Raw genomic sequence first — 10,850 nt, forward strand, 5'->3', positions numbered from 1 at the left:
CAGATTCTAGCATTCTGCCCCACTAAAATCTCAGCGCTGTGCCGCGAAGTAGCGCCGGCTGGCAACGGGCAGAAACAGTAACGTCAAAATCACCAGATCGGGCATTCTTTCAAACAGTAAGGTGTGCAGTTTTTGTTTGTGGCCTTCACCGTTAAGGATGAAAACTTCTGGTAAAAAATTGCCGATGGCCGCCAACAATAGATAGCCGACCACGATGCCCTGGCAGGCAAGATACCCCCAGCGCCCCCAGTTGCGGCCTCGCATCACGGCAAAACCACAGGAAACCTGTACACACAACACCAGCAGACCCGCGAGAAAGATCAGCGTTGAATCCCACGCCTCGGCGCTGGTACTGACAAATTCACGTGTGCCGGCAAAACCCAGCTCGCCCAAGAGTAATAGGACGCTAATGCATTTAATCGCCACCATTGCCGTGCCAGCCACCATCACCGACACCGGCGCAGCAGGTTGCCCCGCCGTTGTTTTCTGCCTGCTGTTTAGCCTATCTGACATAGCCGCGTTTCCAGACAAATACCGCCAACAGGCCGCATTTGAAGTCAGTAAAACCATTCACAATAATAATAATTGCAAAAAATAGCAGGTTTATGCGCGATCAGCTACGTGCGGCCTTTTGTAAATCGCGCGATCGCTGTTTTTCCGAGCGTGCCATCAACCACCACGCGACAAGCCCTATCATTCCTACCACTAACAGAATCAAGCTGGCCAAGGCGTTAATTTGCGGATTTACCCCCATGCGCACACTAGAGAAAACGAGCATAGGCAAGGTGGTCGAGCCGGGGCCGGAGACAAAACTGGCAATCACCAGATCATCCAATGACAGTGTAAATGCCAACAGCCAGCCGGAAAGCAGTGCCGGCGCGATCATCGGCAAGGTAATCACGAAGAACACTTTCAACGGTGTGGCCCCCAAATCCATGGCCGCCTCTTCAATTGAATGATCCAGTTCACGCAGGCGAGCACTCACAACCACGGAAACATACGCCGTACAAAAGGTCACATGCGCCAGCCAAATCGTCAGCATGCCACGCTCCGACGGCCAACCAAACGCATGCCCCATTGCGACAAACAGCAACAGCAGCGACAACCCGATGATCACATCCGGCATCACCAGCGGTGCCGTCAACATAAAAGCAAAACCGGTTGAACCGCGAAAGCGGCCAAAACGCACCATGGCGAACGCGGCGAGAGTGCCAAGAACGACCGCTGCCGTTGCCGATGCTGCGGCAATCGTCAGGCTAAGACCTACCGCACTCATCATCGCCGAATCATGGAATAACGCGGTATACCAGCGTGTTGACCACCCAGCCCATACGGTCACCAATCGGGAACTATTGAACGAGTAGATCACCAGCATCAACATTGGCGCATAGAGAAAGGTAAAACCAACGGTCAAGATCACCTTTCGCCACGGCGAACGCACGACCGGCAAATTATTCATACCCGCCCTCCCATTTCTTTATTCTGCTGCTTATGGAACCAAAGGATCGGTAATATCAGCAGCAGCAACATCACGATAGCCACCGCCGATGCCACCGGCCAGTCGCGGTTATTAAAGAACTCTTGCCACAACACGCGGCCAATCATAATGCTGTCTGGCCCACCCAATAGTTCAGGAATGACGAACTCCCCCACCGCCGGAATAAACACCAACATTGAACCCGCAATAATCCCGCCTCGCGTCAAAGGCACTATCACGCTAAAGAAGGTCTTGAGTGGACGAGCGCCCAGATCCAATGAGGCCTCCACCAGCGAATAATCTAATCTCGTCAGTGCGGTATAAATGGGCAGAACCATAAATGGCAGATAGGAATAGACGATGCCGATATACACTGCCAGATTGGTATGCAAGATCACCAGCGGTTGATCGATCACGCCCAGCCATAGCAGAAAGTTATTCAAAATACCGTTGTTCTTTAAGATCCCCATCCATGCGTAAACGCGGATCAAAAATGACGTCCAAGACGGTAAGATAACCAACAGCAGCAGGATGTTACGGGTTGAAGGTTTACTGTGCGCCACCGCCCACGCCAACGGATAGCCGATCGCCAGGCAACATAACGTAGAGACCGTCGCAATCTGTAACGATTGCAAATAAGCATCGATATACAGAGGATCGTCGGTTAATTGCAGATAATTAGCGAAATTAAGCGCAATCTGCAACTGCCCATCAGCCCAACTGACCAGATCGCTATACGGCGGGATGGCGCGTGCCATTTCGGCCAGACTGATCTTAAACACGATCAGAAACGGCAGTAAGAACAGCAAGACCAGCCACAAATACGGTAGCGCAATCACCCATTTGCGGCCATGCGCCATCTGCTGACGACGGATAAACGCCCTCACTACACCAACCGCCTGAGGTGCCGGTGGCTTTCGATCAGGAAGCATTGTCATAACAGCTTTTCCTCGCGGCTCAGCTACACGGTCAACACGACACAGCTATCGGTTTCCCAGCATAGGCGGACTTCATCGCCCCAGGTCGGCATACCTTTACGAAAACGGTGGCCGTTTTGCAATTGGGCGCTGATCGTTTGACCACTCAGTAGCTTTACGTGATAGATCGATAAATCGCCCAGATAAGCAATATGAACCACCTCGCCAACCGCGAAGTTACAGCCGTCTTGCGGCACGTCTTCGCACAGCATGATTTTTTCTGGGCGCAGCGCGATCTGAATCGGTACACCCTCTAGTACCGAGGCATCAGGATCAACTTTAAGCGCATGGCGCAGGCCGGGACTTTGTAAGATCAGCGCATCTGGCTGACGTTCGTGTAGCACGCAGTCAAACAGATTCACCGAACCAATGAATTCCGCGCTGAATCGGCTATTCGGATGTTCATAAATTTCTTCTGGGTCACCGATTTGTACAAACTTGCCACGGTTCATGATGGCGATACGCCCCGCCATCGTCATGGCTTCTTCCTGATCGTGCGTCACCATCACGCAGGTAGCGCCGACACGCTCCAGAATATCGACGACTTCTAGCTGCATCCGATCGCGCAGTTTTTTATCCAGTGCCCCCATTGGCTCATCCAGCAACAACAATTTTGGTCGCTTTGCCAGGCGACGCGCCAAGGCGACGCGCTGCCGCTGCCCGCCAGAAAGCTGATGCGGTTTACGCTTGGCATATTCCTGCATATGCACCAGAGAGAGCATTTCGCTGACGCGAGCATTGATCTCTGCGCGCGGTATTTTGTCGTGCTTCAAACCAAACGCAATATTTTGCTCCACCGTCATATGAGGGAATAACGCGTAAGATTGAAACATCATGTTGACGGGGCGCAGATACGGTGGCACCAGCGCTAAATCTTGCCCATCGAGCACAATCTGCCCCAGAGTCGGCCGCTCAAAACCGGCCAGCATACGCAGCAGCGTCGATTTCCCGCAGCCAGAAGGCCCCAGCAGCGCAAAAATCTCGCCTTTGTAGATGGTCAAATTCACATCTTCGACAGCGTTTTGCCCGTCGAAGTTTTTGCTCAAATTACGGATTTCCAGCAAAGGGGTAAAAACCTTCTGCACTTTAGCTTGAGGTCGAGTGAGCGCGTCGTTCAATCGCGAAGTTCTCCGGTGCCAGGATTAACGCATAACCACAGCAGTCGCCATGGAACGAAAAGGGTGATGCAGGCGGAGCCAACCGCCTGCTAATCACACTCTATTGTCGATAGGAAACCGCTCCCTCATCACTTTCCGCTTTTAACTCTAGTCCAAGCGCGCGTTATGACGCGGTCAATCTTCGGCTCCTGTACCTTAAGCGTAAACATCTTGGCACGTACCTCTGCGGGCGGATAAATACCCGGGTTGTCGCGCACATCGGCATTGACTAGCGGCGTAGCGGCAGCATTGCCGTTGGCGTAATACACGTGGTTGCTGATGTCAGCAATAATTTCAGGTTTCATCAGGAAGTTTAGAAATTGGTAAGCTTCCTCCCTGTTTTTTGCATCGGCTGGCATGGCGAACACGTCGAAAAAGGCCAACGCCCCCTCTTTGGGAATACTGTAAGCCACGTGTACGCCATTCTTGGCCTCTGTCGCACGGTTGGCCGCCTGCATCACATCCCCTGCCCAACCGACCACAACACAAATGTCGCCGTTAGCCAAATCGTTGATGTATTGCGAAGAGTGGAAATAACGAATGTTCGGGCGCAACGTCAAAAGTAAGTCCGTCGCCGAACCCGTGTAATCTTTGGCGTCAGTGCTGTTCGGATCCTTACCAAGGTAGTTCAGCACGGTCGCAAAAATTTCACTCGGTGCATCCAGGAAAGACACACCACAGCTTTTCAACTTCTCGAGGTTTTCCGGTTTTAACACCAAATCCCAACTGTTGACGGGAGCATCGCTGCCCAACGCGGCCTTGACCTTATCGACGTTATACCCAATGCCGGTGGTCGCCCACAGGTAAGGGATAGCGTATTTATTTTCCGGGTCGTGCTTGGCAACCAGTTTCAACAGCGCCGGATCGAGGTTTTTAACGTTAGGGAGTTGGCTTTTATCGAGCGGCTGGAACACCCCCGCTGACAATTGGCGTTCAAGGAAGCTGGCCGATGGCACCACCAGATCAAAACCGGTGCTGCCTGCCATTAACTTCCCTTCCAACACTTCGTTGGAATCGAAAACGTCGTACACCACCTTAATGCCGGTTTCTTTTTGGAATTTGGCTAAGGTATCCGGCGCAATATAGTCGGACCAGTTATAGACGTGCAGCGTTTTTTCATCCGCCGATGCGGTGACGCTGGCTGCCATCAATAAACCTGCAACCACACCCGATAACCATTTTTTACGTTGGGTAACCATCCGTAACGTCCTCCAAAATAAAGGGGAGTGCATTTGTATCTTCACATGATACAAAACCGTTGTTGTCTGAGCGCGATCGTCGCGAGTTAATTTGCATGGCCATGCGATTGATGTAATACACTTTTTCTCGACCAAGCTGCGTACTTATGTGGGAAGTCACGCACGTTTGGCTGAGTCAGCAGCATAGTCGCTGTAAATGATTCGCACCATACGCCAGAGTAAAAAACGCCTTTTATCGATTTTTTATGCAGTTATGTCGCTATTGATCGACCATTAATGACATAAACAGCGAGAATTATCTGGTGGTGACGGGGAAAAGCAGAATAAGTGGTGGTGGAAGGAAATCGTAGTAGCATACCGCGGCTAGAGCGGCATGCATCAGCTCTGAAAGATCAATGCAGCATCGGCTGGCCAGCAGTGACCGTGCGGTTTTCTTCTTCGTCGCCCATAAATAGCAGATCGTTGGCTCTGGCCTCGAGGATCACCATCGAAATCTGTTCTTCGCCTTGCTGCATGAAGTGGGCAAACTGCTCAAGCGTAATACCGACGGCAATACTCAATGCCTGACACACTATCAGCTTCGGCAAATTGTCGTCCTGCACGTCGACGAAGGCTTTAATGGTCAATGAACTGGCATTGATCTGGCTGAGATCGGCTACCAAAGGAATGAGCGCAGTCGGTTTCACTTCGGCCAAAGCGGAAAACAGGATCACATCATCCACCAGATCGATCTTGGCATCGAACACACCGTCAAAATTTTGCATATGCGGCAAATGGAGCGCCTGACAGGAATCACATTCAAAAAATGAGATGCCCAACTGATCCATCCAACGTCGTAATAACGCCAAATCAGGGACGATGAGTGAATCCATACGGTACCAGCCTCACAATGTTCAAAAACACGAAATGGCGCATAGCTTACGGAATATTCACCCGCGATGCCACGATCAATCCAGCTAAATTCACTAATGTGATCATGATTGATGAGAAAAAGTTACCGCGCCGCAAACAAATGGGGAAATCCTCACGCTGCCAAACCTTTGTTATCCACCTGATTTAAAACGAAATCCCGGCCGACCACGCCTTTCGATAAATTCAATCATCATGTTGGCAATATCTAACCCGGTGGTGGTTTCTACGCCTTCTAACCCCGGAGAGGCATTAACCTCCATCACCAACGGGCCACGTTCGGCACGCAAAATGTCCACCCCCGCCACGTCAAGCCCCAACGCGGCCGCCGCTTTCACCGCGATGGCCCGCTCTTTCGCCGTGATATGTACTTTGCTAGCGTGCCCGCCACGATGCAGATTAGAACGGAACTCCCCCGCTTTAGCCTGTCGTTCAATGGCTGCCACCACGCGCCCACCGATGACGAAGCAACGGATATCACAACACTGCGCTTCGCGAATATATTCTTGTACTAGAATATGTGCATTCAACCCGCGGAACGCCTCAATCACACTTTCTGCTGCCTGGCGCGTTTCCGCCAGCACCACACCAATTCCCTGCGTACCTTCCAACAACTTCACCACCAGCGGTGCACCGCCCACTAGGGCTATCAAGTCGCCAGTATCGTCTGGAGAATGTGCAAACCCCGTAATCGGTAAATCAATGCCCTGCCGCGCCAACAGCTGCAGCGATCGCAACTTATCGCGGGCTCGCGTAATAGCAACGGATTCATTCAGTGGATAACTTCCGAGTAACTCAAACTGGCGTAACACCGCCGTACCATAAAAAGTTATCGCCGAACCAATACGAGGGATGACCGCATCGTAGCGATCTAACTGCTGGCCACGATAATGGATAGTCGGTGCGGCCGGATTGATATTCATATAGCAAGAGAGGGGATCAATCACATCAATCTGGTGCCCACGCGCTTCGGCGGCCAGACGCAGACGCCGGCATGAGTACAGAGATCCATCACGCGAAAGAATGGCAATTCTCAACATATCACCCCTGAACCGGCAATTGCCGAACAACTCGACGTTTAATCGCGCGGCTCGCCTTTATGTTTCTCTTTCGACGCGGCTTCGCGCCGGTCGTTCTCCGGTGGCAAGCCGCCATGCATCAACGGTCCAACCCCGTGTACGACTCGCCAAACCAGAAACGCAGCAGCCGGCACCATAAGCCCCACCCCGAGAAAAATCATTCCCACCGCCGCATTTCGCGACGCCAGCCACCCGGGTAACTGAACATAGTCATGAATGCTTAAGTACGCCAGCACCAGCAGCACTATCCCCAGCCCTTCCAGCACCAACACGGGGCGCGGTAACTCACCGAATGAACGCATATTTTCATCTCCATTTTGTGCTGGCACAGTGTAATGAATTCCCTATACCGACAACAGTGCGACATAACCAATAGGCGACGTAAATCAGATTAACAGGTAAATCCTGCTTTTTTTTGCCGCCGTCAACGGGCATAGTAACCGCCATTGCACCTGAAGTGATGCGTTGACTGAAGTCTTTTTTGACTGACGGGATGTCGTTACAGCAGTGATAACATATTGAATAAACGAGGAGTATTTCATGTTTGCAGTAATCTTCGGGCGTCCGGGCTGTCCTTATTGTGTCCGTGCTAAAGAATTGGCAGAAAAACTGACTGAAGAGCGCGACGACTTCAACTTCCGTTATGTAGATATCCATGCTGAAGGGATCACTAAAGCCGATCTGGAAAAAACCGTCGGTAAACCCGTTGAAACCGTGCCACAAATCTTCTTGGATCAACAACATATTGGCGGCTGCACTGAATTTGAAGCCTACGCCAAAGAAAACCTGAATCTGTTCCAATAAGGGTTACTACCACCTATGGCAACATGCCGTTCAGTGATACTTGAGCGGCATTGTATATTGTTTGCCACACCTGCCTGGCCCCATTCCCCTCTCAGGAATGCGTTTCCTATCTAACATTGCGTCGGGTCATTGCCAGCGCGCATACTTTCGCCCCTGTTTTCGATCGACGTCTAACACATGCCTGATGTAACACGTTGAATAACGAGCGAAAAACCGTTATACCCGATAAAAAGCGTTCACTGATAAGCATGATGCTTATGGCGATTTTTAATGCCGCTGGCCGTCACGATGACGACGCAGTGCTCCCTGCAGTAACGCCCGCGTAACTAAAAATAACATCGCGCCAAGCACACACCAGAATACCGTACTGGTTACATACGCCAGCTCCTGCCAAAAGGAATGCGACGTCGTCAACCAAGCATGGCGAATTAACAAACAGACTGGCAGTGCATAAAGCGCACCGAGTAGCGGGCAAAGTAGTGGTTTTCGGTTGGAAAGATAGCTGGCGATAAAACCGGGAATCATAAATAACAGTAAGCTAGTTTCGCCGTGATGTTCATGATCTGAGCCACCAAGCACCCCACTTTTCTCAGCCAGGAAGATCAAGCTGAACAGTAGGAAACAACTCGTCATACCGACCCAATAACGATAACCAGCCATACGTTGACTCTCCCTTTCATAATACTACAGCGTAGAAATAGGCACCCGCAGCCGATAATGACCACGCGTAGCTAAACTTTTTCCTTGGTTAAAGAGAGTAAAATGCCGATGACCGTGCCAATGTCAGCTTTATGCTGGCTGTCCTGCGTCAGAGCGACTAGAATAAGCGCCGCTGATCGAGGGATTGCATCACCTTTCGCTGGTTAGCTTTTTTATCGTTTTTATCTAAATATTCTATGGCTGAATTTATATCTTATAATCAGCCGTATCAAGCACTTACTGGTAAACAATAAGTTATCCTCCGTGAACATAAACGTCGCTAGTTTGTTAAACGGTAACTACATTCTGTTACTGTTTGTGGTACTCGCTCTGGGGCTTTGCCTCGGTAAACTTCGCCTGGGTTCCGTGCAACTCGGTAATTCCATTGGCGTTTTGGTGGTGTCGTTGTTACTAGGCCAACAACATTTCGCCATCAACACCGAAGCGCTAAATCTCGGTTTTATGCTGTTCATTTTCTGCGTCGGGGTTGAAGCCGGACCAAACTTTTTCTCCATTTTCTTCCGCGATGGCAAAAATTATCTGATGTTAGCGTTAGTCATGGTGGGATCCGCCATGGTGATCGCGATTGGCCTCGGCAAGCTATTCCGTTGGGATATTGGGCTAACCGCCGGTATGCTCGCGGGGTCGATGACCTCTACGCCGGTTTTAGTCGGTGCGGGTGACACCCTGCGCCACACCATTACCAATGGTCCGGCGTTATTGTCTGCACAAGATCATCTTAGCTTGGGCTATGCCCTGACTTACCTGATAGGGCTGGTCAGTCTGATTTTCGGCGCCCGCTATCTGCCCAAATTGCAGCACCAGGATCTGCCAACGTCTGCTCAACAGATTGCGCGCGAACGTGGCCTTGATACCGACAGCCAGCGCAAAGTGTATTTACCGGTGATCCGTGCGTATCGTGTCGGCCCAGAGCTGGTGGCATGGGCCGATGGTAAGAACCTGCGTGAGCTGGGCATTTACCGTCAAACGGGTTGCTATATTGAACGTATCCGTCGTAACGGCATTCTGGCTAACCCAGATGGCGACGCGGTACTGCAGGTCGGGGATGAGATTTCATTAGTGGGTTATCCCGATGCCCATGCACGTCTGGATCCTAGCTTCCGTAACGGAAAAGAAGTGTTCGACCGCGACCTGCTCGATATGCGCATCGTCACCGAAGAGATCGTGGTAAAGAACAGTAATGCGGTCGGCAAGCGCCTTAGCCAACTCAAACTGACCGATCACGGTTGCTTCCTGAACCGTGTTATCCGTAGCCAGATTGAAATGCCGATCGATGACAGCATCGTATTGAACAAAGGTGATGTGTTACAGGTCAGTGGTGATGCTCGCCGCGTAAAAAGTGTGGCAGAAAAAATCGGCTTTATCTCGATTCATAGCCAAGTCACCGATCTGTTGGCATTCTGCGCCTTCTTCATTATCGGTCTGTTAATCGGCCAAATTACCATTCAGTTCAGCAACTTCTCATTTGGTATCGGCAATGCTGCCGGGCTATTAATGTCCGGCATCATGCTGGGATTCCTGCGAGCTAACCATCCAACCTTTGGCTATATCCCGCAAGGCGCGCTGAATATGGTGAAAGAGTTTGGCTTAATGGTATTTATGGCGGGAGTCGGGTTAAGTGCAGGTGCAGGTATTGACCACGGTCTGGGTGCTGTGGGTGGGCAAATGTTGATTTCTGGCCTGATCGTCAGCCTGGTGCCCGTAGTGATTTGTTTCCTGTTTGGTGCTTATGTGTTGCGCATGAACCGTGCATTACTGTTTGGTGCCATTATGGGTGCACGTACTTGCGCCCCAGCAATGGAAATCATCAGCGATACCGCGCGCAGTAACATCCCTGCTCTTGGTTACGCCGGCACCTATGCTATTGCTAACGTATTGTTAACCTTGGCTGGCTCACTCATCGTGGTGCTGTGGCCGGGGATAGCCGGCTGACAGTGAAACAACATAAATGCGTTAGGACAAAATATTTTGATAATTTTTATCATCAAGCAGAACTTTTCGATGGGTCAATAGTCTTAATTAATGCCACTGCTTTTCTTTGATGTCCCCATTTTGTGGAGCCCGATAATCCCGCCTTTTAGGTTCAAGATTATCGGGTTTTTTGTTGCCTGAAAAGCACACTGCTGAACAAAATGTTCCCGCCCTATCGCCTCAACCACCGTGATGAGGCTTGCCCTGCGAGCCAATTATGTTGGTCGGTAACGGTTGACGGCAGCGTCACCCGTTTGATTGAGTTAGTCTGTCTATGATGTGATTGCAGAGCATGTAATATGCCTCAGCACAGAAATGCATAGAGCAAAATCATAATATAGGTAAATCAATTGAATGTGATTGATAGAAATTGAACAATATTGATGGGATTCAGCTTATCGAATGCGGGATAATCAGCATGCAAACATCGCGTGTTTTCAATGTATGAGGCGAGATAAATACGAGCCTGTCCATAATTCTGTGTAACTGCCAACGTATTAAAGATGACCGTCTAAGCGGTCACCGAACTCGATAATAAAACGACTCATTGCCAACCG

The 10,850-nt window shown here is 50.6% G+C and carries 11 protein-coding genes; 2 read left to right on the forward strand and 9 right to left on the reverse strand.

All coding sequences use genetic code 11. The features are described from left to right. Nucleotides 1–30 precede the first annotated feature (30 nt). From ACQKDS_RS15090 to ACQKDS_RS15125, 8 genes are all read right to left on the reverse strand, one after another. Complete coding sequence (locus ACQKDS_RS15090) at nucleotides 31–513, reverse strand: YbjO family protein (protein WP_399672191.1); 483 nt, start codon at nucleotides 511–513, stop codon at nucleotides 31–33. A gap of 100 nt (nucleotides 514–613) precedes the next feature. Continuing rightward, entirely contained in the window at nucleotides 614–1,459 is an 846-nt protein-coding gene (gene potI / locus ACQKDS_RS15095) for a putrescine ABC transporter permease PotI (RefSeq protein ID WP_399672193.1), read from the reverse strand. After that, nucleotides 1,456–2,415 (reverse strand): putrescine ABC transporter permease PotH, encoded by a 960-nt coding sequence (gene potH / locus ACQKDS_RS15100; protein ID WP_399672195.1) that lies wholly within the window; start codon nucleotides 2,413–2,415, stop codon nucleotides 1,456–1,458. Before potH ends, potI begins: the two co-directional genes overlap by 4 nt. Before the next feature lie 23 nt (nucleotides 2,416–2,438). Continuing rightward, nucleotides 2,439–3,572 (reverse strand): putrescine ABC transporter ATP-binding subunit PotG, encoded by a 1,134-nt coding sequence (gene potG / locus ACQKDS_RS15105; RefSeq protein WP_399672197.1) that lies wholly within the window; start codon nucleotides 3,570–3,572, stop codon nucleotides 2,439–2,441. 128 nt (nucleotides 3,573–3,700) lie between these two features. Further along, nucleotides 3,701–4,810 carry a spermidine/putrescine ABC transporter substrate-binding protein PotF gene (potF, locus tag ACQKDS_RS15110; RefSeq protein ID WP_399672199.1) on the reverse strand — a complete coding sequence of 370 codons (1,110 nt, stop codon included), beginning with the start codon at nucleotides 4,808–4,810 and terminating at the stop codon, nucleotides 3,701–3,703. Nucleotides 4,811–5,202: 392 nt separating this feature from the next. After that, a complete protein-coding gene (locus tag ACQKDS_RS15115) occupies nucleotides 5,203–5,682 on the reverse strand; it encodes a YbjN domain-containing protein (RefSeq protein WP_399672201.1) in 480 nt (159 codons plus the stop codon). 171 nt (nucleotides 5,683–5,853) lie between these two features. Further along, nucleotides 5,854–6,756 (reverse strand): 30S ribosomal protein S6--L-glutamate ligase, encoded by a 903-nt coding sequence (gene rimK, locus ACQKDS_RS15120; protein ID WP_399672221.1) that lies wholly within the window; start codon nucleotides 6,754–6,756, stop codon nucleotides 5,854–5,856. A gap of 41 nt (nucleotides 6,757–6,797) precedes the next feature. Continuing rightward, entirely contained in the window at nucleotides 6,798–7,100 is a 303-nt protein-coding gene (locus ACQKDS_RS15125; RefSeq protein WP_399672203.1) for a YbjC family protein, read from the reverse strand. Between the two features lie 238 nt (nucleotides 7,101–7,338). On the opposite strand from ACQKDS_RS15125, the gene ACQKDS_RS15130 reads away from it, so the two are divergent. Beyond that, nucleotides 7,339–7,602, forward strand: a complete 264-nt coding sequence (locus tag ACQKDS_RS15130; RefSeq protein WP_105230480.1) for a GrxA family glutaredoxin — start codon at nucleotides 7,339–7,341, stop codon at nucleotides 7,600–7,602. A 267-nt stretch (nucleotides 7,603–7,869) separates the two neighbouring features. On the opposite strand, the gene ACQKDS_RS15135 is transcribed toward ACQKDS_RS15130, so the two are convergent. Then, on the reverse strand, nucleotides 7,870–8,262 hold the full coding sequence (locus ACQKDS_RS15135) for an inner membrane protein YbjM (RefSeq protein WP_399672205.1): 393 nt from the start codon (nucleotides 8,260–8,262) through the stop codon (nucleotides 7,870–7,872). A 303-nt stretch (nucleotides 8,263–8,565) separates the two neighbouring features. Here ACQKDS_RS15135 and ACQKDS_RS15140 point away from each other — a divergent pair, with 303 nt between their 5' ends. Further along, nucleotides 8,566–10,254: an aspartate:alanine antiporter gene (locus tag ACQKDS_RS15140; RefSeq protein ID WP_399672207.1), complete on the forward strand. Its 1,689-nt coding sequence runs from the start codon at nucleotides 8,566–8,568 to the stop codon at nucleotides 10,252–10,254. The last annotated feature ends 596 nt before the right edge of the window (nucleotides 10,255–10,850 follow it).

It is taken from the genome of Serratia sp. NPDC078593 (assembly GCF_050268245.1).
Classification (GTDB): Bacteria; Pseudomonadota; Gammaproteobacteria; order Enterobacterales; family Enterobacteriaceae; genus JBNNGK01.

Coding starts and splice junctions, on each gene's coding strand:
- potH (WP_399672195.1), bottom strand. CDS start 2,415: ATGACAATGCTTCCTGATCGAAAGCCACCGGCACCTCAGGCGGTTGGT.
- ACQKDS_RS15130 (WP_105230480.1), top strand. CDS start 7,339: ATGTTTGCAGTAATCTTCGGGCGTCCGGGCTGTCCTTATTGTGTCCGT.
- potF (WP_399672199.1), bottom strand. CDS start 4,810: ATGGTTACCCAACGTAAAAAATGGTTATCGGGTGTGGTTGCAGGTTTA.
- ACQKDS_RS15115 (WP_399672201.1), bottom strand. CDS start 5,682: ATGGATTCACTCATCGTCCCTGATTTGGCGTTATTACGACGTTGGATG.
- ACQKDS_RS15090 (WP_399672191.1), bottom strand. CDS start 513: ATGTCAGATAGGCTAAACAGCAGGCAGAAAACAACGGCGGGGCAACCT.
- ACQKDS_RS15125 (WP_399672203.1), bottom strand. CDS start 7,100: ATGCGTTCATTCGGTGAGTTACCGCGCCCCGTGTTGGTGCTGGAAGGG.
- ACQKDS_RS15135 (WP_399672205.1), bottom strand. CDS start 8,262: ATGGCTGGTTATCGTTATTGGGTCGGTATGACGAGTTGTTTCCTACTG.
- potI (WP_399672193.1), bottom strand. CDS start 1,459: ATGAATAATTTGCCGGTCGTGCGTTCGCCGTGGCGAAAGGTGATCTTG.